Annotated in this window: 13 protein-coding genes and 1 pseudogene; 6 read left to right on the top strand and 8 right to left on the bottom strand. The window is 63.6% G+C overall.

Features of this window, described 5'->3' with window-relative positions; genetic code table 11:
- Positions 1 to 36: 36 nt before the first annotated feature.
- The 7 genes from N181_RS01190 to N181_RS01160 form a co-directional block, all read right to left on the bottom strand.
- Entirely contained in the window at positions 37 to 1,413 is a 1,377-nt protein-coding gene (locus N181_RS01190; RefSeq protein ID WP_174839369.1) for an FGGY-family carbohydrate kinase, read from the bottom strand.
- The gene (gene rhaM, locus N181_RS01185) at positions 1,410 to 1,724 is read right to left on the bottom strand and encodes an L-rhamnose mutarotase (protein ID WP_037391995.1); all 315 of its coding nucleotides are present in this window, start codon (positions 1,722 to 1,724) and stop codon (positions 1,410 to 1,412) included. Before rhaM ends, N181_RS01190 begins: the two co-directional genes overlap by 4 nt.
- A 9-nt stretch (positions 1,725 to 1,733) precedes the next feature.
- Positions 1,734 to 2,738: an ABC transporter permease gene (locus N181_RS01180; RefSeq protein WP_037391993.1), complete on the bottom strand. Its 1,005-nt coding sequence runs from the start codon at positions 2,736 to 2,738 to the stop codon at positions 1,734 to 1,736.
- Positions 2,738 to 3,718 (bottom strand): ABC transporter permease, encoded by a 981-nt coding sequence (locus N181_RS01175; protein ID WP_014327312.1) that lies wholly within the window; start codon positions 3,716 to 3,718, stop codon positions 2,738 to 2,740. The genes N181_RS01180 and N181_RS01175 overlap by 1 nt, the downstream gene beginning before the upstream one ends.
- Positions 3,715 to 5,226 carry a sugar ABC transporter ATP-binding protein gene (locus N181_RS01170; protein WP_037391991.1) on the bottom strand — a complete coding sequence of 504 codons (1,512 nt, stop codon included), beginning with the start codon at positions 5,224 to 5,226 and terminating at the stop codon, positions 3,715 to 3,717. Before N181_RS01170 ends, N181_RS01175 begins: the two co-directional genes overlap by 4 nt.
- Positions 5,227 to 5,517: 291 nt before the next feature.
- Positions 5,518 to 6,507, bottom strand: coding sequence for a rhamnose ABC transporter substrate-binding protein (rhaS, locus tag N181_RS01165; RefSeq protein WP_014327310.1), 990 nt, complete (start codon positions 6,505 to 6,507; stop codon positions 5,518 to 5,520).
- A 128-nt stretch (positions 6,508 to 6,635) separates the two neighbouring features.
- Positions 6,636 to 7,448: a DeoR/GlpR family DNA-binding transcription regulator gene (locus N181_RS01160; RefSeq protein WP_014327309.1), complete on the bottom strand. Its 813-nt coding sequence runs from the start codon at positions 7,446 to 7,448 to the stop codon at positions 6,636 to 6,638.
- Between the two features lie 201 nt (positions 7,449 to 7,649).
- Here N181_RS01160 and N181_RS01155 point away from each other — a divergent pair, with 201 nt between their 5' ends.
- The 6 genes from N181_RS01155 (at position 7,650) to N181_RS01130 (ending at position 13,924) form a co-directional block, all read left to right on the top strand.
- The gene (locus tag N181_RS01155) at positions 7,650 to 9,749 is read left to right on the top strand and encodes a bifunctional rhamnulose-1-phosphate aldolase/short-chain dehydrogenase (RefSeq protein WP_014327307.1); all 2,100 of its coding nucleotides are present in this window, start codon (positions 7,650 to 7,652) and stop codon (positions 9,747 to 9,749) included.
- A 13-nt stretch (positions 9,750 to 9,762) separates the two neighbouring features.
- On the top strand, positions 9,763 to 11,055 hold the full coding sequence (rhaI, locus tag N181_RS01150) for an L-rhamnose catabolism isomerase (RefSeq protein WP_014327306.1): 1,293 nt from the start codon (positions 9,763 to 9,765) through the stop codon (positions 11,053 to 11,055).
- A gap of 196 nt (positions 11,056 to 11,251) precedes the next feature.
- Entirely contained in the window at positions 11,252 to 11,506 is a 255-nt protein-coding gene (locus N181_RS01145) for a GlsB/YeaQ/YmgE family stress response membrane protein (RefSeq protein WP_014761069.1), read from the top strand.
- A gap of 169 nt (positions 11,507 to 11,675) precedes the next feature.
- Complete coding sequence (locus N181_RS01140) at positions 11,676 to 11,864, top strand: hypothetical protein (protein WP_014327304.1); 189 nt, start codon at positions 11,676 to 11,678, stop codon at positions 11,862 to 11,864.
- Between the two features lie 82 nt (positions 11,865 to 11,946).
- Positions 11,947 to 12,408 (top strand): YbaK/EbsC family protein, encoded by a 462-nt coding sequence (locus N181_RS01135; protein ID WP_014327303.1) that lies wholly within the window; start codon positions 11,947 to 11,949, stop codon positions 12,406 to 12,408.
- Positions 12,409 to 12,850: 442 nt separating this feature from the next.
- Positions 12,851 to 13,924 (top strand): GlxA family transcriptional regulator, encoded by a 1,074-nt coding sequence (locus N181_RS01130; RefSeq protein ID WP_037391989.1) that lies wholly within the window; start codon positions 12,851 to 12,853, stop codon positions 13,922 to 13,924.
- Here N181_RS01130 and N181_RS35415 read toward each other — a convergent pair.
- Positions 13,909 to 20,984, bottom strand: a pseudogene (locus tag N181_RS35415) (beta strand repeat-containing protein). The gene N181_RS01130 and the pseudogene N181_RS35415 overlap by 16 nt on opposite strands.
- Between the last annotated feature and the right edge of the window lie 109 nt (positions 20,985 to 21,093).

Genomic DNA, 21,093 nt, shown 5'->3' with positions numbered 1-21,093 from the left:
TCTTCTATCCATCGATAGACACTTGCGACTGCCGCTCTACACACGCTCAGCGGTGAAGCGCTGCCATTTGTGTGCGTAATCGACATAGCTCTGCGGAACAGCCTCCGAGACGGCTTCCGCTCCTGTCCTGATCGCGGCACCTGCGACGAGGCATGCCGCACCAAGGCTTGTTCCGGTGCTGCTGAGGCAGTTGGCGAGCACGGGCCGGCCGGTCGCAGCGGCCAGCATTCGCACATAGGCGGAATTCGCGGCGAACGGTCCTTCCACGACAATTTCGCCGCTTGCGCCGATCAGATCGAGGCAGGTCGCCGTCATCAGGGAAAGGTGGAAGGAGACGGCGGCGAGCCGCTCGGCAGGGGTGAGGTTGTCTTCGTTCACCGTCCAGCGCGGCTCTGCCGAGGGGAAAGGGCCGGAGCCGCTCGGCACCGACGGCAGCAGCATATAGCCTTCTGCAAGCACGCGCGCTTCGGCCCCGGCCGAGGCCGCTGGCGGATTGTCGCCGACCAGCATCGAGAAGGCGCGGCCGCCCATGAAACGGGCGGAAGGAACCGGATCACCGAGTGCATTGACATTGATCAGCGTATCGCGCCTCTCGTCGAGCTCCACCAGCTCGCCGCCAACCGACATCATGACGACCCAGGTCCCGGTCGAGACGACGGAAAACGGCGCACTGCGGGTCAGCAGGTGCGGCAGCAGCGAGGCGTTGGAATCGTGGATGCCGCAATAGACTGGCAGTCCGTCCGGCAGGCACGTCTCCTCGGCAAGCGCGGGAAGCAGGCCGCCGATCACCTCGTCCGCCTTGCGCACCGGCGCAAAGAGCGGGGTCCAACCCCGTGCCTCGACCATCGTCGAGAATGTTGCAGACTTGGGATTCCACAAATCGGTATGACAGCCAAGCGAGGTCACTTCGTTCGCCGCAACGCCGGTGAGACGATAGGACCAATATTGCGCATAGGTCAGGATCGTCGCGACCTCGGCGAAATGCCTCGGAAACATGCGCTGCTGCCAGAAGAGCTGCGCACCGACATTGAGCCCCATCGGCAGGCGTGCCGAGCCCGTCTCGGAAAAAGGCGGGCGGGCTTGGCCATATTCTTCGGCGAGCGCGTCCGGTCCGGTATATTCATAATCGAGCACCGGCATTGCGAGCTCGCCTGCGTTGTCGAGCAGGACGGCGGTCGCCCCGTGTGTCGTCACGGAGATCGCCTCCACCGGGTGCTCCCGGTGCAGCCCGGAGAGGCTTTGGAGGAGGAAGCGCCAGAGATGCGCGACGTCAAAGTGGGGATAGAGCCCCTCCTCCACGACGATGTTGGGTGTCTTGCGGACGGCGATCTCCTCGAAACGCTCGAGGTCGACCAACGCGACTTTGGCGTTGGTCTTGCCGATATCGATGACTGCGACGGTCTTCATCGTCAGCTCAGATGGAAGACGGTCTTGAGCGGCACGGCGACCGGCTCATTGTCGACGCGGGTTTCCATGATGTCGGCCATGTAGGCCCACCATTTCTGCATCACCGGGTGCGAGGGCAGATCGGCCATCGTGTGGTTCTCCGTGCGCCAGAGCACGCCGAACAGCAGGTTCGTCTCTTCGTCGAGATGGATCGAATAGTCGGAAATGCCGGCGTCTTTGAGCAGCGTCACCAGCTCCGGCCAGATCGCATCATGACGCGCTCTGTATTCCTCGGCCATGCCCGGGTTGAGCCGCATTCGGAAAGCGTATTTTTCCATCGGGAGACCTCAATGCGCGAGACGGCGGCGGGCGCGCCGCCACAGGATCGGAAGCGCGATGACCGAGATCAGCAACAGGCCGATGAAGATCGACATGACGATACCCGGCACGTTCAGGAGGCCGAAGCCAAAGGTGACCATGCCCATGATCAGCGCCGCCAGCACGACACCCAGTATCGTGCCCGAGCCGCCAAGAATGTTGACGCCGCCGAGCACCACCATGGTGACGACCTCGAGCTCCCAACCAAGCGCGATCGACGGGCGCGTCGAGCCGAGGCGGGAGGTGAGGCAGATCGAGGCGAGGCCGGCCATCAGCCCGGTCAAAAGGAAAAGCGTGAACTTCACCCGCGCCACGCGGACGCCCGAAAAGAGCGCGGCCGTCTGATTGTTGCCGATGGCGTAGACGGCGCGGCCGAAATTCGTCTTGTGCAGGAGCACGCCATAGGCGACGGCGAGCAGCACGAAGAACGTGAATTCGAAGGAGAAGACCCACCAGACATAGCCCTGACCGAACCAGGCAAAGCTCTCGGGGTAGCCGGTAAAGGCCTGGTCGCCGAGAATGATGAAGGACAGGCCGCGAAACAGGCTCATCGTGCCGATCGTCACGACGATCGACGGCAGGCCCAGGCCGGTGATCAAGAGGCCATTGACGGCGCCGCAGACTAGCCCGACGCCGAGACCGATCGCCACGAGCACCGGCGTGTCGACGCCGAGTTGCACCGCGTAGCCCATGGCGGTCGAGGCGAGCGCAATGATCGAGGCGACCGAAAGATCGATCTCGCCGGAGATGATCACCAGCGCCATGGCGAAGGCGATCATCGCCTTTTCGGTGAAGTTGAAGGTGGCGTCGGACAGGTTCCACGGGTCGAGGAAATAGGGCGAGGCAAAGGAATTGCCGAGGAAGATCACCGTCGCCACCACGATGAGCAGCGCTTCCCAGCTCTTCAGGAGGCGGGCGCCGCGCCCCTCGAGGCGATCGGGGATGTTGCGGGGAGAGAGTTGAGCGTGCGCCATCAGACCGCCTCCGCTTTCCTGAGAATGACCCGGCCCTTGCGCCGCTCGGCGCGGGCGTTGACGGCGACGGCGATGATGATGACCGTTCCGGAGATCGCCATCTGGGCGAAAGGCGAGATGTTGATCACCGGCAGCGCATTCTTGATCACACCGAGGAAGAGCGCGCCAAGCACGGCGCCGGCCACCGAGCCTATGCCGCCGGCGATCGAAATGCCGCCGATGACGCAGGCCGCAATGATGTCGAGCTCGAAGCCGGCGGCGATATCGACATAGGCGACCGCATAGCGCGATACCCAAAGGTAGCCGGAGAGGCCGGCGAGCGTACCAGAGAGGCAATAAGCGAAGAAGCGGGTGCGGCCGACATCAATCCCCGTGTAGATCGCCGCATGCGGATTGCCGCCGACCGCATAGAAGGCGCGACCGAGCGGCGTGCGACTCATGACCAGGAACATCGCTGCGATCATCAGGAGCGACAGCCAGGAGAGCACCGGCATACCGGCAAGAGCCAGCCGCGGCAGGGCCTTGAAGGTGTCGCTCATCTCGTGGGCATTGATCCACTTGCCGTCGGTCAGGAGGAAGATCAGGCCGCGATAGATCGTCAGCGTTCCGAGGGTGACGACGATCGGCGGGATGTCGAGCTTCCAGACGAGCGTCCCGTTGATCATGCCGAGCAGACCGCCGAGCGCCATGGCGGCAAGAATGATGACCGGGATCGGCAGGCCGGGAAAGGCCGCGTTCAGCATGGCGGCGACCATGCCGCAAAGCGCAAGGTTCGCCGCCATCGACAGATCGATGCATCGGGTGAGGATGACGGCCATCTGGCCGAGCGCCAGGATGATCAGGATCGAGGTGTCGTTATAGACGCGGGCAAGATTCGACGGCGCCACGAAACCAGGAAAGCGCAAAGCAATCAGGGCAAGCAGCACGACGACCGCCACGACGAGCAGGATTTCACGATTCTTGAGGAGCTTGGCGATCATGCGGCCCTCCCGCTAAGCTGCGTTTCGATGCCGGCCGCGGCGCGCACCAGCTTCTCGGCCGTCAGTTCGGAGCGCTCGAAGCGGCCGGCAATCCGGCCTTCGCGCATGACGATGACCCGGTCGGACATGCCCATGATCTCGGGGATTTCCGAGGAGACCATGATGACGCTCAAGCCTTGCGCTGCGAGCTCGCTCATGAAGGCGTGGACGGCGGCCTTGGAGCCGATGTCGATGCCCTTCGTCGGTTCGTCGAGGATGATGACCTTGGGCTTGGTCGCCAGCCACTTGGCGATCACCACCTTCTGCTGGTTGCCGCCGGAGAGCGTGCCGACGTCCTGATCCAGCGAGGCAGCGCGCAGGTCGAGACGCGACGTGTATTCGCGCGCCAAGGCAAATTCGTTGGCAAGCTTCAGGAAGCCCGTGCGTGACGTATGGGAGAGCGACGGCAGGGTGACGTTCTGGAAGATCGGCATGCCGATGATCGCGCCCTGCCGGCCGCGCTCCTCCGGCACGTAGACGATGCCGGCACGGATCGCCTCGGCCGGGTTGCGGATGACCAGCACATTTCCATCAAGCTTGACCGCGCCGGCCGACGGCCGGGTGATGCCGATCAGCGACTGCATGAATTCCGAGCGGCCGGCCCCGACAAGGCCGTAGAAACCGAGGATCTCGCCGCGCCTCAGCTCGAAGTTGATGTCCTCGAATTCGGTAGGATGGCGGTAGCCGGAGACCGTCAGCACCGGCTCGCCGATCTTGACGTCCTTCTTCGGGTAGACGGAATCGACGGCACGGCCAACCATCATGCGGACCAGATCGTCCTGGCTGGCGTCGGCGATCAGCCCCTCGCCGACCATTGCCCCGTCGCGGAACACCGTATAGCGGTCGGCGATCCGGAAGATCTCGTCGAACTTGTGGCTGATAAAGAGAATTGCCTTGCCGTCGGCCTTGAGCCGCTCGATCAGGGCATAGAGCTCGTGGATCTCCTTGTGCGATAGTGCCGCCGTCGGCTCGTCCATGATGACGACCCGCGCGTCGACGGAGAGGGCGCGGGCAATGGCCACCAGATGCTTCTTGGCGATGCCGAGGTCGCGCAGCCGGATCGTCGGGTCGAAGTCGGCGCCGGCCCGGTGGAGCAGAGCCTCGGCGTCGGCGTTCAGGTTCTTCCAGTCGATCAAGCCGAAGCGATTGCGCGGGGCATGGCCGAGAAAGATGTTTTCCGCGACGGAGAGCTCGTCAAAAAGCACGGTTTCCTGATGGATCGCGGTCACACCGGCGCGCGCCGCAGCAAGGGCGGTGGGAAATGTCGTTTCCGTGTCGGCGACCCGGATCACGCCGGACTCCGGCTGGTAGATGCCGGTCAGGATCTTGACGAGCGTCGACTTGCCCGCGCCGTTCTCGCCGATCAGCGCCGTCACTGAACCCGGATAGAGCGCCAGAGAGACATCGGAGAGAGCCCGCACGCCCGGGAAGGACTTCGATATGCCCTCGAGCGTGATGGCGGGCTTCATCCGCGATGTGGTCTTTTCCTGCAACAAGAGAGGGTCCACCATTCAGTCGTTTCAATTGGGCGGCGATCGTTTGGCCGCGCTCGAGCGTGGGGCTGCCCCTCTCCTCGGGTTTAACCCGAGGACTAACCCTCTCCCCGCTCGCGGGGAGAGGGGACTTGCGGGCAGCCGGCACCGCAACGTCCAAGAGGGGCGAGGCGCCGCCGCGCGTTCCCCTCTCCCCGTCAAAACGGGGAGAAGGTGGCCGGCAGGCCGGATGAGAGGCGAACCGATCCGCCCCACTGCCTTCGCCGATCAGAAGATCTTGGCGAATTCCTCGACATTCGAGGCATCATAGACGAACGGATCGGCCATGGCGCCTTCGTTGTTGTCGTCGAGCTTGACTGTTCCCATGCGGCCCATCTTCAGTTCCGCACCCGGCTTGGCTTCGGCACCGTTGATGACGTCATAGGCGATCATCGTCGCCGAATAACCGAGGTCGATCGGGTTCCAGATCGCGAAGGACTTGGACGCACCGGACTTCACATGTCCGGCCATTTCGGACGGGAGCCCGAGGCCGGTGACGTTGATCTGGCCGATCTTGCCGGCGTCGGTGACGGCCTGAGCGGCGGCGACGATGCCGACCGAGGTCGGCGCGATGATCGCCTTCAGGTTCGGATGGGACTGGATGAGGCCTTGCGTCTCACGGTAGGACTTGTCGGCAAGGTCGTCGCCATAGACGGTCGCCACGACGTTGATGCCCTTGTAGTTGCCCTGGACCTTCTTCATCTCGGCAATCCAGGTGTTCTGGTTGGTTGCCGTTGCCGAAGCCGAGAGCACGGCGACATCGCCGCCTTCCGGCAGGCTATCGGCGGCGAGCTTGATGATCATGTTGCCGATCAACGGGCTCGACGACGGATTGAGATGCATCAGGCGGCCGTCCTTGGCGACACCCGAATCCCAGGAAATCACCTTGATGCCGCGATCCATCGCCTTCTTAAGCGCCGGTACGAGGGCGTCCGTGTCGTTGGCCGAAACCGCGATCGCATCGACCTTCTGGGCGATCAGCGAGTTGATGACCTCGATCTGGCCCTCCGCCGTCGTCGAAGTCGGACCGGTATAGATGATCTCGACGTCGCCGAGTTCCTTGGCCGCTTCCTGGGCACCCTTGTTGGCGGCCTCGAAGAAGCCGATGCCGAGCGCCTTGACGACGAGGGCGATCTTCTTGTTCTCCGCATGGGCGGCGTTCGCCATGAGCGCGGCCGCGACGGCGGCCGTCACCATCAATGATTTCAGAATTTTCATCACGTTCTCCTCCCTTGGGTCCGTGCATCCGGAGTGGATGCATCATCCGACCCGACAACTCCATCTGGCGGTCTTGCTGCCGGCTTGTGCCCGGTCAGTCCGCCTTCCTTTTCCCCCTCCCCATCCGCTCAGGCGGATGTCGAAGCAGTTTGCGCGTCGGCTTTCGGCTTCGCATTGGCGATGACGAGATTGACGCCGGCGCTTTCGAGCATCGAGGCGTGCCTGTCCTCGATGCCCGAATCCGTAATCACAGTGGCGATGCGCTTGAGGCCGCAGAGAATGAGGCTTGAGCGCTTGTGAAATTTCGAGGAATCGACGAGCACCACGAGTTCGTCGGCCTGGTCGATCAGCTTCTGCTCGGCCTGGATCAAGAGCGGGTCGGCTTCCATTAGCCCAAGCGGCCCAAGCCCTTGCGCCCCCATGAACATGCGGCGCGCATAGAAATTGCGCGTCACGTCATTGTCGAAGGGGCTCAGAATGATGTTCTGCTCGCGGTAGATCGTTCCGCCCGACAACATCACGGTGTTCTTCGAGTGCTTCAGCAGGTGCTCGGCGATCGGGAAGGAGTTGGTGAAGACCTGCATCCGGCGGTTGGCGAGGAAATGCACCATCTGGAAGGTCGTCGTGCCGCCATTGATGATGATCGGCTCGCCATCCTGACAGAGCGCCACCGCCTCGCGGGCGATCGCCTGCTTCTCCCGCGCATGCAGACCCTCGTTGACGCTGAAGGGCCGGCCGGCCAGGCCGACGAATTGCGGCGGATTGATCGCCTCGGCGCCGCCGCGCACCCGGCGCAGACGTTTCTGCACATGCAGCGCCGCAACGTCGCGACGAATCGTCGCCTCGGAACTCCCGGTCAGTTCGACGAGTTCGGGCACCGTCACGACCGGCTTTTCCTGCACCGCCGACAGGATGATCCTGTGTCTTTCTTTCTCGTGCATGCGCTCCTCCGATATGCTGCATGCTTCCATCAGTGCCGAGCATTGTCAATCAGTTTCGATCATCTTTTTTCATTGTGCGCTGCAATATGAACGTTTTTGATCGTTTTTGATTGACATCTGCGCATTGGCCGTGTGATCTGATGCCAATCATATCGTCGCGGCCGCGGGTGCCGGCGGCTAGCTTACCGGGAGGAATTCGAGATGCTCGACAAGCAACAGGGCGCACGCCTGGCCAATCTCTGGGACGACGCCAAGGCGGCGGGAATGAGCGAAGCGGAGCGGCTTCTCTACCGGTCCAACCTGCTCGGCTCGGACAAGCGAATCACCAATTACGGCGGCGGCAATACCTCTGCGAAAGTGATGGAGAAGGACCCGCTTACTGGCGAGACGGCCGAGGTTCTCTGGGTGAAGGGATCGGGCGGCGACGTCGGCACGATCAAGATGGACGGCTTCGCCACGCTCTATATGGACAAGCTCCGGGCGCTGAAGGGCATCTATCGCGGCGTCGAATTCGAGGACGAGATGGTCGGCTACCTGCCGCATTGTACGTTCAACCTCAACCCGCGCGCCGCCTCGATCGACACGCCGCTGCACGCCTATGTGCCGAAGGTGCATGTCGACCACATGCACCCGGACGCGATCATCGCAGTCGCCGCTTCGAAGAACAGCAAGGAACTGACCAAGAAAATCTTCGGCGACGAGATCGGCTGGCTGCCCTGGAAGCGGCCGGGCTACGAGCTCGGCCTCTGGCTGGAAAAATACTGCCTCGAAAACCCGAAGGCGCGCGGCGTGGTGCTCGAAAGCCACGGCCTCTTCACCTGGGGCGACACGGCGAAGGAAGCCTACGAGACGACGATCGAGATCATCAACCGGGCGATCGCCTGGTTCGAGGGAGAAAATACCGCACCTGCCTTCGGCGGAGAGGCGAAACCGGCGCTGGCTGCTTCCGAACGCGTCGCAATTGCCAAGAAGCTGATGCCGGTGATCCGCGGCCTGATCAGCGCCGAGGAGAAGAAGGTCGGCCATTTCGACGACGGCAAGGCGGTGCTGGATTTCGTCACATCGACAAGCCTCGAGCCGCTTGCGGCGCTTGGTACGAGTTGCCCCGACCATTTCCTGCGCACGAAAATCCGGCCGCTGGTGGTCGACTTCGATCCCGCACAGCCGGATGTCGAAAAGACGTTGGCCGGCCTACCCGAGGCGATAGCCGCCTACCGCGCCGACTATGCGCGCTACTACGAGCGCTGCAAGCGCGCCGACAGCCCGGCGATGCGCGACCCGAACGCGGTCGTCTATCTGGTTCCAGGCGTCGGCATGATCACCTTCGCCAAGGACAAGGCGACGGCGCGCATCTCCGGCGAATTCTACGTCAATGCCATCAACGTGATGCGCGGCGCCTCGGGCGTTTCAACCTATGTCGGCCTGCCGGAACAGGAAGCCTTCGACATCGAATACTGGCTGCTCGAAGAGGCCAAGCTGCAGCGTATGCCGAAGCCGAAAAGTTTGGCCGGCCGTATCGCGCTCGTCACCGGCGGCGCCGGCGGCATCGGCAAGGCGACGGCGGTCCGGCTGATGCAGGAAGGCGCCTGCGTCGTTCTCGCCGATATCGATGAAACCGCCCTCGAAAATGCCCAGAACGAGCTTGCCGCGCGCTACGGCAAGGATTTCGTCCGCTCCGTCAGCATGAACGTGACCAGCGAGACGGCGGTCGAGGCCGGCTTCGGCGATGCGCTGCTTACCTTCGGCGGCCTCGATATACTCGTTTCCAATGCCGGCCTCGCCTCGTCGGCGGCGATCGAAGACACGACGCTGGCGCTCTGGAACAAAAACATCGACATTCTCGCGACCGGCTATTTCCTCGTGTCGCGCGAAGCCTTCCGCATCTTCCGCAGCCAGAAGGCCGGCGGCAACGTCGTCTTCGTCGCCTCGAAGAACGGGCTTGCCGCCTCGCCCGGCGCGTCGGCCTATTGCACGGCCAAGGCGGCCGAGATCCATCTGGCCCGCTGCCTGGCACTCGAAGGCGCATCGGCGCAAATCCGCGTCAACGTCGTCAATCCGGATGCGGTGCTGCGCGGTTCCAAGATCTGGAGCGGCGAATGGAAAGAGCAGCGCGCCGCCGCCTACAAGATGGACGTCGACGACCTGGAGGCGCATTACCGCGAGCGGTCGATGCTGAAGCTCAGCGTCTTCCCGGAGGACATTGCCGAGGCCATCTATTTCCTCGCCTCCGATATGTCGGCGAAATCGACCGGCAACATCGTCAATGTCGACGCGGGCAATGCCCAGTCCTTCACGCGCTGATCGGGAGCCTGCCATGACCAATATGATCAGCACGTCCGCGATCGAGGCCGAGAATGCCAGGCGGCAGGAAGCGTTGAGGCGCGACTACGAAGGCCTCGGCGAGCGGCTCTCGCGCCGCGGCATCGACATCGACGCCATCAAGCAAAAGGTCGCCGCCTATGGCGTCGCCGTTCCCTCCTGGGGAGTCGGCACCGGCGGCACGCGCTTTGCCCGCTTTCCCGGCCTGGGCGAGCCGCGCAACATCTTCGACAAGCTCGAAGATTGCGGCGTCATCCAGCAATTGACGCGGGCGACGCCGACCGTCTCGCTGCACATCCCCTGGGACAAGGTAGCCGACCTCACAGGTTTGAGGGAAAAAGGCACAGCGCTTGGGCTTGGCTTCGATGCGATGAACTCGAACACCTTCTCCGACGCACCCGGCCAACCTCATTCCTACAAGTTCGGCTCGCTCACTCATACAGATGCCGCGACACGCCGCCAGGCGGTCGAGCACAATCTCGAATGCATCGAGATCGGCAAGGCGCTCGGGTCGAAGGCGCTGACGGTGTGGATCGGCGACGGCTCCAACTTTCCCGGCCAGAGCAACTTCACCCGGGCATTCGAGCGCTATCTCGACTCGATGAAGGCGATCTATGCGGCGCTTCCGGAGGACTGGCGCATCTTCACCGAACACAAGATGTACGAACCCGCCTTCTATTCGACGGTGGTCCAGGACTGGGGCACCAACTACCTGATCGCCCAGGAGCTTGGGCCCAAAGCCTTCTGCCTCGTCGATCTCGGCCATCACGCACCGAACGTCAATATCGAGATGATCGTTGCCCGGCTGATCCAGTTCAAGAAGCTCGGCGGCTTCCATTTCAACGACTCGAAATATGGCGACGACGATCTCGACACCGGCTCGATCGACCCCTACCGGCTCTTCCTGGTGTTCAACGAGCTGGTCGACGCCGAGACGCGCGCCGCGGAAGGGTTCAATCCGGCACATATGCTCGATCAGAGCCATAACGTGACGGATCCGATCGAGAGCCTGATGACCAGCGCCATGGAAGTTGGCCGCGCCTACGCCCAGGCGCTTCTCGTCGATCGCCAGGCGCTCGATGGCCATCAGCAGGAAAACGACGCGCTGATGGCGTCGGAGACCCTGAAAGCTGCCTTCCGCACCGATGTCGAGCCGATCCTCGCCATGGCCCGCCTTGAGAGCGGCGGCGCCATCGCTCCGGTCGCGACCTACCGGGCGAGCGGCTATCGCGCCAAAGTGGCGGCCGAACGACCCTCAGTTGCCGGCGGTGGCGGCGGCATCGTCTGATATCATCCGAGGGGAGCGGAAAAGCCGTTCCTGTCGTCCTGACCGATTCGAGTTCATGATCCCGGGTGCGGTTTCGCGCCCGGGATGCAGCCGACCATCCCCTTTGCGCAAAAAAATCATCCTCGATCGAATTGCCCCCTATCTGATCGGCAGGGATGGGCTATGTTCCATAGGACACAACCGCAAGGAGGCATTGATGGGCATTGAAAGCATTCTGGTATTTTTGATCGTCGGCGCGGTTGCCGGCTGGCTCGCCGGCCTGATCGTCAGCGGCTTCGGCTTCGGCCTGATCGGCAACATCGTCGTCGGCATCATCGGCGCCTTGATTGCCGGCTATCTGTTTCCGGCGGTCGGCATCACGCTCGGCACAGGCATTCTCGCCGCAATCATTCATTCCACCATCGGGGCGATTATCCTGCTGGTGCTGATCCGCATCGTCAAACAGGCCTGAAATGGCGATATCCGGTCAAGGATTCGCCTACCATCGGAACCGGTTTGAGGACAAAATCATTCAGCGATATCAAGCTATGGCGCCCTCGTCCGTTTGACCAGGCGCGGGCGCTGAGCGATCCGCGCGCAAAGCCATGGATCGCCACCGCGAGACGTCAGCGGAGGGAACGATGACCGATTTCTATGCAGAAAAGATCGAAACGGCGCTGCAATCCTATATGAGCGATCATCCCGCCAGTTCGACGCGCCAAGAGGCAATCTCCACGATTCTGGAAAACTGGTTCGCAAGCCACGGCTATCTGCCGCCGCAACAGGAGGGCCGGCGACCGGAAGACCTTGACGCGTCGAACGACGACTGAAACATTCCTCTCCTCAAAAAGACCGTCGGCCGCAATTCGCCGCGGATATCCCATTTGCAGATCGCAGCACCGGCCTTTCGAGATGAGCCTCACCTCCGTCAAAGAGTTCTTTTCCGAGCACGCCCCGGACATCGACGTCATCGAACTCGAGCAGAGCACGGCAACGGTGGCGCTCGCGGCGGAGGGACACGGCGTCGAGCCGGCACAGATCGCCAAGACGCTGGCGCTTCGCGTCGGCGACGACGTCATCCTGATCGTCACGCGCGGCGACGCCCGCCTCGACAACAAGAAATACAAGGCGCGCTTCGGCACCAAGGCGCGCATGCTCGGCTTTGGCGAGGTCGAATCCGAGACCGGCCATCCCGTCGGCGGCGTCTGCCCCTTCGGCCTCGCGAAGCCGCATACGATCTATTGCGATGAATCCCTGAAGGCTTTCGATGTGGTCGTGCCCGCCGCCGGCGCAATTAACGCCGCCGTTCACATCAGCCCTCACCGCATGGCGGAACTGACCGGCGCGGAATGGATCGACGTGTCGGAAACCTGACCGGCCCCGGCGGCCGTCGAGCGGGGCCGCGTGCGTTCCTACAGAACGGCCACGAGAACCATGAGCGAGCCGAACGAAAGCGCGGCCATGAGGCTTAACAGCACTTTCATCATATGCATTGTCATCTGCCTGGATCCTTGCCCGCGCTCCCGATGGGAACAAGCGAAGGCGCAACCTGACGGCTCGTCGCCGACAACCGGCGTGCCGACCCCTCTCCCATCGACATTCAGAATTTTCCGACAAATTGGTTAAAAAGTCATCCTGTCAATGCGGATTAGCCCGCCTGTCTCGGGTGGGAACTGAAGCATTTACCCGGAGCGTTGCTTGCGGGATAATTGGAGCATAGAAGCAAGTCTCAAGCTTCAGAAGGGCCCCCCGAGGGGCGCGTGGCGGGAGACCATTCATGGGCTCCCGATCAGATCGGCGACGGAACGGCGCGACTTTGCGAACAGCTCTCACAGAAACAACGGCTGCCGCCGGAAAGACCGTCAGCGACAAGGGCGTGCTGCGTGTCGGATTCATTCTGGCGCGCAGCTTCACGCTCAGCGCCTTCTCGCTCTTCGCCGATGCGCTTCGCTTGGGAAGCGACGTTGAGGACAAGTCGGGGCGGGTGAACTGCGACTGGGAGGTGCTCGGCAGCACGAGAAATTTCGTCATGTCGAGCTGCGGGATCCAGGTGGCACCAACCGCGTCGCTCCGTCCGCCGACCGAATTCAGCTATATCGCGGTCGTCGGCGGGCGGCTCAACGTCGCAGAGCCACTCGACCGGGAGACCGTCGACTACCTGCACGGCGCCGCACGGGCGGGCGTGCCGATCATCGGCGTTTGCACCGGAAGTTTCGTCCTCGCCGAGGCCGGCGTGCTCGACGGCCATGCCGCATGCGTGAGCTGGCTGCATCATAATGAATTCCGCGCCCGCTTCCCCGAGATCGAGGTCACATCGAACCGCATCTTCTTCGAGGATGGCAATATCATCACCTGCGCCGGCGGCAGCAGCGTCGCCGATCTCGCGACCTACCTGATCCGGAAGCATGTCGGCGAAGACGCCGAACGCAATGCGCTCGAAATCATGCAGATCACGCGTCGTCGTGAAGCCAGCGAGATGCAGCCGCGAAACCCGCTCGGCCCCGTGCCGGTGCACGACAAACGGATCAGTCTCGCGCTGATGGTCATGGAGCAGCATCTCGAGGATCTGATCGGCATAGACGACGTAGCGACCGTGCTCGGCATCTCGCGCAGGCAGCTCGAACGCCTGTTCCAGAACGAGCTCGGGGCGACGCCGATATCCGTCTATCTGAAGCTTCGCCTCGACGCGGCGATGCGCCTCGTCGCCTCCACCGACAAGCCGCTGATCGAGATCGCGCTGGAAACCGGCTTCGAGAACGTTTCGCACTTCATCCGGAAGTTCCGCAAGGCTTTCTCGATCACCCCGGCGGCGGCACGCAAGCAACTCGCTGCCGCCCGAGGTGCCGCGCCAAGCCGTCGCGGCCGAGGAGCCATTTACATCCCCAGATAGGCCGCAATGACTGCCGCGATCTGATCGGAGCTCAGGGCGTCCATCTGGGAGTCCATCAAGGCGTTCAGCTGTGTGCTGGACAGATTCCCAATGTCTTCCGTGGACAGCCCCGCGACGCCATAGGAGCTGAACGAGGCGACATCCTCCGCCGAGAAGGTCGCCAGATCCTCAGTCTCCAATGCCCCGACCTGCGCCGAGGTCATCGCACTGACCTGGACGGACGTCAAAGCCTCGGCCTGGTCCGTGGTCAAGGCGGCGACGACCCTGGTGCTCAGTCCGGAGATCGCACGCGTGCTCAAGGCGACGATATCATCGGTGGAGAGTTGGGCGATGTCGTCCGTTCCCAGGGCCGCGGCCTGTATGGCGTTCAGAGCGCTGAGCTGCGCGGTGGACAAGGTGGCGATTTGCCTGGTGCTCATCGCCGCCACCTGGTTGTAGCTCAGCGACCCGATCTGGCTTGCCGTCAGGGCGGCGATCTCAGCCGTCGAGAGCGCTGCGACAAAGGCCGTGGACAGTCCCTTGATGGCGGCCGCGCTGATCGCCACCAGTTCTCCGGTCGTAAACGTTCCGAGATCCTCGGTGGTCAGACCGGCGAGCCCATCGGCGCTCAGGGCGGCAATCTGGAGAGTGGACAGCGTGTCGATCTGTTCGGCGCTCATCGCCCCGACCTGAGCGCTGCTCAGACCCGCAATGCTGGCGGTACCGAGAGCGGCAATCTCGGCGGTGGACAGCCCGGCGATGAATTCCGTGGGCAAGCCCTTGATGGCGGAAGAGCTGATCGCCGCAAGGTCCTCGGCCGAGAAGCCTTCCAGATCGTCGGTGCTAAGGCCCGAGAGCGCATCCGAGCTCATAGCGGCAATCTGGACGGTGGAGAGGGCGTCGACCTGCTCGTCGCTCAAAGCGCCAACCTGATCGCTGCTCAGGCCCGCAATGCCCGCCGTGCTCAGTGCTGCGATCTGGCTCGTGGACAGCACCGCGAGATCGCCGGTGCTAAGCGCCGCCACCTGTTTGGAGCCGAGGCCGCTGAGCTGCGCGGTCGACAAGGCCTCGATCTGGTCGGTGCTCAGCGCATTGATCTGGGCGGTGGAAAGGCCCGAAATGCCGGCCGAGCTCAAGGCCGCGATCTGGTCAACCGAGAGCGCCGCTATCGTGTCGGTCGACAGTCCCAACACGGCACTCGAACTGATCGCCGCAATTTCGTCCGTCGAGAAGGTCTCCAGATCGTCCGTGCCGAGGACGGCGATCTGCTGCGAAGTCAGCGCGCCAATCTGGAGAGAGGTGAGCGCCTCGACCTGGTCGGTGTTCAGCGCGTTGATCTGGGCGGTCGAAAGGCCGGCGACGCCGCCGGTGCCGAGGGCCGCGATCTGATCCGCGGAAAGCGCCGCTATTGTGTCCGTGGACAATCCCGCCACGGCGCGCGAGCTGATCGCCGCGATATCGGCCGTCGAGAAGCTCTCCAGATCGGCGGTGCTCAGCGCAGCGATCTGTGTCGAACTCATCACCGCGACCTGACCGGAGGTCATGGCCTCGAGCTGATCGGCATTCAGCGCGTTGATCTGGGCGGTGGAAAGGCCCGCAATTGCGGCCGTGCCCAGCGCGGCAATCTGATCCGTGGAGAGAACCGCAATGTCGTCGGTTCCGAGCACGGCCAGCTGCTTGGAGTTGAGGGCGCCGATCTGGTCGGTCGACAGAGCCTCGATCTGGTCGGTGCTCAGCGCCTGGATCTGGATGGTGGAAAGACCGCCGACGCCGGCCGCGCTCAGGGCGGCGATCTGATCCGCCGAAAACGCCGCTAGCGTATCGGTGGACAGGCCTGCTACGGCGCTCGAACCGATCGCCTCGATATCCGCGCTGGAAAAGCTCTCCAGGTCGGCGGTGCTCAGCGCGGCGATCTGCGTCGAACTCATCACTGCGACCTGGCTCGGGGTCAGAGCCTCGAGCTGATCAGCGCTCAGCGCCTGGATCTGCGCCGTAGAAAGAGCCGCGACGCCGGCGGTGCTGAGCGCGGCAATCTGTTCGGTCGAGAGGGTCGCAATGTCGTCGGTGCCCAACGCCGCCACCTGTTTGGAGCTGAGCGCGGCGATCTGGTCGGTCGACAGAGCCTCGAGCTGGTCGGCACTCAAGGCGTTGATCTGGGCAGTGGAAAGGTCGGCGATGCCGGCCGCGCTGAGCGCCGTGATCTGATCCACCGAAAGCGCCGCGATCGTGTCGGTGGACAGCCCCGCCACGGCACGCGAACTGATCGCCGCGATATCCGCGGTCGAGAAGGCGGCCAGATCATCGGTGCTCAGCGCGGCGATCTGCGTCGAACTCAGCGCCGCGACCTGGACGGAGGTGAGGGCTTCGAGCTGCTCGGCGCTCAGTGCATCGATCTGTGCAGTGGAAAGGACCGCAATGCCAGTCGTACCGAGCGCCGCAATCTGGTCCGCCGAGAGGGCCGCCATGTCGTCGGTGCCCAGCGCCGCCACCTGCTTGGAACTGAGAGCAGCGACCTGTTCGGTCGACAGGGCTCCGATCTGGTCGGTGCTCAACGCAGTGATCTGGGCGGTGGTAAGACCGGCGACGCCGGCCGTGCTCAAGGCTACGATCTGTTCCGCCGACAGCGCCGCGATCGCCTCTGTGGACAGTCCCGCTACCGCATTCGAACTGAGGGCTGCTATTTCCGCGGTCGAGAAGCCTGCTATGTCGTCCGTGCCCAATGCGGCGATTTGCTTGGAGCCCAGGGCGGCGATCTGGGTCGTCGTCAGGGCATCGACCTGGCCCGAGCTCAGGATGGCGATGTCCGCGGTGCTCAGGCCGACAACGCCGGCCGCGCTCAAGGCGGCGATCTGGTCGGTCGAAAGCGTCGCCACGTCATTCGTGCTCAGCGCATCGACCTGTCTGGAGGTGAGCGCCCCGATCTGGGCTGTGGTCAAGACCGCAAGCTGATCGGTGCTCAAGGCATCGACCTGCTTGGTGCTCAGCGCCGCGACGGCAGCCGTGCTCAAGGCGGCGATCTGGTCGGTGGAGAAGGCAGCCATGACATCCGTCGAAAGGCCGGAAACGAGATCCGCGCCAAGCGCCGCGATGTCCTCGATCGACAGCGCCTTGATGTCGTCCGCATCCAGCGCAGCGATTTGCTGCGACGTCAGCACACCGAGCTGTTCGGTCGAAAGGGCAGCAATCCGGTCGGAACTCAGAACGCCGATCTGTTTGGTGGTCAATGCCGCGACGGCGGCCGCGCTCAAGGCGCCGATCTGCTCGGTCGAGAGCGAAGCGATGGCAGCCGTGGACAGTCCTGCTATGGCACTCGAACTGATGGCCGCGATGTCCTTGGTCGAGAAAACCGCCACGTCTTCCGTCCCCAGGGCTGCGAGCTGCGCCGAGCTCAGGGCGCCGGTCTGGGCCGCGGTCAGCGCCTCCACCTGATCCGTGCTCAAGCCACGAGTTGTCTGGTGGTGAGGCCCGCAACGGCTGCCGAACCCAAGGCCTCGATCTGATCGACGGAGAGGGCCGTGATATCGATCGACCCGAGGGCGGTGACTTGCGCCGAAGTGAGCGCGGCAACCTGCTTGGTGCTCAGGGCGGCGAGCTGCGTGGTGTTGAGCGCGTTGACCTGCGCGCTGCTCAGACCGGCAATGCCGGCGGCGCTCAGGGCGGCGATCTGATCGGTTGAGAGGGACGCTATGGCGGCCGTGGAGAGGCTCGAAATGGCGCTCGAACTGATAGCGGCAATGTCCTTGGTCGAGAAGGCCGCAATGTCTTCCGCCCCCAGAACCCCGAGCTGCGTCGCGCTCAAGGCGCCGACCTGGGTCGAGGTCAGGGCTTCCATTTGACCGGTGCTCAGGGCAACGAGCTGCTTGGTGGTCAGTCCCCCGATGGCAGCGGCGCTGAGGACCGAGATCTGATACGTCGAGAGGGCTGCAAGTCCACTCGTACCCAAGGCGGCAAGCTGCGCCGAACTCAGCGCAGCAGCCTGCTTGGTGCTCAAGGCGGCGAGCTGATCGGTGCTGAGCACGTTCAACTGCGCGCTGCTGAGGCCCGCAATGCCGGCAGTGCTCAGGAGAGCTATCTCATCGGTGGACAGCGCGGCCACGACGGCCGTCGACAGTCCTTCCATCGCAGTGGCGCTGATCGCCGCGATGTCCTTCGTCGAGAAGACCGCTATGTCTTCCGTTCCGAGCGCCCCCAGCTGCGTCGAGCTGAGCGAGCCGACCTGTGCCGCCGTCAGGGCTTCCACCTGCTCGGTGCTCAGGGCATCGATCTGCTTGGTGCTCAGCCCGCTGATTGCGGCCGTATTCAACGCGGCGATCTGTTCGGTCGAAAATACCGCGATATCGCTCGTGTCCAGCGCGGCGATTTGCGCCGAGCTCAGCGCAGCAACCTGCTTGGTGCTCAGCGCCACGATCTGGTCAGTCGACAGCGCTTCGACCTGGTCGGTGGTCAGTTCGTTGATGCCGGCCGTGCTGAGCGCGGCGATCAAGTCCGAGGACAGGGCGGCGACCGTCTCCGTACTCAAGGCGGCGACTTGCGTCGATTTCAGCGCTGCAATCTGCTTGGTGCTCAAAGCGGCGACCTGGTCGGAGCTCAGTGTCGCCATCTGATCCGTGCTCAACCCCGCAATGCCGGCCGTGCTGAGCGCAGCAATCTGCGTGGAGGTCAGGGCGGCGACGACATCCTCCGACAAGCCGGAAATGGCCTTCGAGCCGATTGCGGCAATATCAGCGGTCGAGAAGGTTGCAATGTCCTCTGCCTCCAGGGCCGAGAGCTGCGTGGAGCTGAGGACGGCAACCTGGACGGACGACAAGGCTGCAAGCTGGTCGCTGGACAGCGCGTCGATCTGATCGGTGCTGAGGCGCGCGACGCCCTTCGTGCTGAGCGCCACGATCTGGGCCGTGGTGAGGGACTCTATGAGATCTGCCGACAACCCGGCAATGGCGCTTGAACTGATCGCCGCGATATCGGCGGTCGAGAATGCCGCTATGTCCTCCGCACTGAGAACGGCAAGCTGCTCGGAGCCGAGCGCGGCAACCTGTTGAGTGGAGAGAGCCGCGACCTGATCGGAAGACAAGGCTTCGACCTGGTCGGCGGTCAGGCCGGCGACAGCCTTGGTGCCGAGCGCTGCGACCTGAACCGTGGTCAAAGCCGCGATGTTGTCCGTGCTCAAGGCGGCGATTTGCGCCGAACTCAGGGCTTTAAGCTGCGCGGTGGACAGGGCCGCGGTCTGATCAGTCGACAAGGCGGCGATCTGTGCGGTCGTCAGGCTCGCAACTGCGCTCGTGCTGAGCGCTGCTATCTGAGCGGTGGAAAGCGCTGTTATGGCGTCCTCGCTGACGCCGGGCACGGCTTTGCTGGTGATCGCCGCAATCTCGGCGGTCGAGAACGTCGCAATGCTGTCTTCCCCAAGGGCGGCGAGTTGAGCCGAGCTCAAGGCTTTCACCTGCGAGACGGACAAGGCCTCCGCCTGGTTGGTCGACAAAGCGGCCAGCTGGGCGCTCGTCAGGCTGGCGACCGTACTCGTGCTGAGCGCCGCGATCTGATCGGTAGACAGGGACGCAATGACCTCGGCGTCCAACCCCAGTATGGCTTTATTGCTGATCGCCGCGATCTCGCCGGTCGAGAACATCGCCAACCCGTCGGTCCCGAGCGCCGCAATCTGTAGCGCGTTCAGGGCCTTCACCTGTGTCACGGACATGGCCTCGACCTGGTCGGTCGTCAACGCGCCGATTTGGTCGGTCGTCAGGCCCATGACGCCCTTGGTGCTGAGCGCCGCGATCTGGTCTGTGGACAGGGCCTCGATATTGTCGGTGTCAAGTGCGGCGACTTGCGCCGAGCTCAACGTCCGGAGCTGTGCCGCGGAAAGGACCGCAGTCTGGTCGGAGGACAATGCCTCGCTCTGTGCGGTCGTCAGGCCCGAGATCGCACTCGTGCTGAGCGCTGCAACCTGAGCGGTCGAAAGCGCAGCGATCGCGTCCGTGCTCACTCCCTTGATGGCCAGGTTGGCGATCGCGGCGATTTCGCCGGTCGAGAATGTCGCTATGCCGTCGGTCCCGAGCGCCGCAAGCTGTCTCGAATTCAGCGCCTTCACCTGCAAGGCGGACATCGCCTCGGCCTGGTCGGCCGACAAGGCCGCCATCTGTGCCGTCGTCAGGCTGGCGACGGCCGCCGTGTTCAGGGCGGAAATGTGGGCGGTGGAGAGCGCAGCGATGGCGTCCGTCGTCAAGCCCCATACGGCCTTGCTGATCGCCGCGATTTCGGCAGTCGAAAATGTCGCTATGCCGTCGGTCTCCAGGGACCCGAGCTGCGCCGCCGTCAGCGCCTTCACCTGCGAGACGGTCAGTGCCTCGACCTGGTCGGCCGTCAAGGTGGCGATCTGTTTGGTGGAAAGCCCCGAAATTGCCGAGGCGCTCAGCGCGCCAATCTGCTCGGTGGAAAGCACGACAATGTCGTCGGTGCCCAGGGTTTCGATTTGCGAAGCCTTCAGCGCACCGACCTGGGCCGTCGTCAAGGCGGCAAGCTGATCGGTGGACAAGGCGGCGATCTGCGCGGTCGACAGGGCGGCGACGGCACGGGTGCTCAAGGCGGCAAGCTGATCCGTGGAAAGGGATGCGACGACATCGGTCGGGAGCCCGGTTATGGCTTTTGCGCCGATGGCAGCGATGTCGGCGGTCGAGAAGGACGCCAGGTCTTCCTCGCTCAAGGCCGAGAGCTGCAAGGCGCTCAAGGCTCCGACCTGGGTCGAGCTCAACGCCTCCGCCTGCTCCGTCGACAGACCATCTATCTGCGTCGTGGTCAGGGCCGCGACCTGGCTCGTGCCGAAGCTCTCGATATCGGATTGGTCGAGAACGGCGAGTTGCTCCAGGGTTAAACCGACAATGGCGCTGGGAGAAATGGCGCCCAGCTGCCGAGAGCTGAGGACGTCGACATCCTCCGTGTCGAGCGCCGCGATCTGAGCTGACGACATCGCGCTGATCTGCTTCGTCGTCAGCGAAGCCACGTCTTCCGTCGTCCAGGCAGCGACGGCCGCTGTGGAATAGGATTTGATCAGAGTGGGGCTCAGGGACGAAATGATGGAGGTCATGCGTGAAAACCCTTGGGGCCAAATTGGTCTCTATCAGCCAGCGGCCGCTTCGAAAGAGCGGTCGGTCGTACAGCTCCGGCACCTCAGCGACGGCTGGCGTTGCCGCCCG

This window comes from Sinorhizobium fredii USDA 205, from assembly GCF_001461695.1.
GTDB classification, from domain to species: Bacteria; Pseudomonadota; Alphaproteobacteria; order Rhizobiales; family Rhizobiaceae; genus Sinorhizobium; species Sinorhizobium fredii.
The sequence above is the reverse complement of the archived record's forward strand: the minus strand, read 5'-3'. Positions and strand labels throughout refer to the sequence as shown.

Excerpts from the sequence above, each read along its gene's own strand:
- N181_RS01160 (WP_014327309.1), bottom strand. The coding sequence starts at position 7,448 with ATGCACGAGAAAGAAAGACACAGGATCATCCTGTCGGCGGTGCAGGAA.
- N181_RS01145 (WP_014761069.1), top strand. The coding sequence starts at position 11,252 with ATGGGCATTGAAAGCATTCTGGTATTTTTGATCGTCGGCGCGGTTGCC.
- N181_RS01135 (WP_014327303.1), top strand. The coding sequence starts at position 11,947 with ATGAGCCTCACCTCCGTCAAAGAGTTCTTTTCCGAGCACGCCCCGGAC.
- N181_RS01170 (WP_037391991.1), bottom strand. The coding sequence starts at position 5,226 with ATGAAGCCCGCCATCACGCTCGAGGGCATATCGAAGTCCTTCCCGGGC.
- rhaS (WP_014327310.1), bottom strand. The coding sequence starts at position 6,507 with ATGAAAATTCTGAAATCATTGATGGTGACGGCCGCCGTCGCGGCCGCG.
- rhaI (WP_014327306.1), top strand. The coding sequence starts at position 9,763 with ATGACCAATATGATCAGCACGTCCGCGATCGAGGCCGAGAATGCCAGG.
- N181_RS01155 (WP_014327307.1), top strand. The coding sequence starts at position 7,650 with ATGCTCGACAAGCAACAGGGCGCACGCCTGGCCAATCTCTGGGACGAC.
- N181_RS01180 (WP_037391993.1), bottom strand. The coding sequence starts at position 2,738 with ATGGCGCACGCTCAACTCTCTCCCCGCAACATCCCCGATCGCCTCGAG.
- N181_RS01175 (WP_014327312.1), bottom strand. The coding sequence starts at position 3,718 with ATGATCGCCAAGCTCCTCAAGAATCGTGAAATCCTGCTCGTCGTGGCG.
- N181_RS01140 (WP_014327304.1), top strand. The coding sequence starts at position 11,676 with ATGACCGATTTCTATGCAGAAAAGATCGAAACGGCGCTGCAATCCTAT.
- rhaM (WP_037391995.1), bottom strand. The coding sequence starts at position 1,724 with ATGGAAAAATACGCTTTCCGAATGCGGCTCAACCCGGGCATGGCCGAG.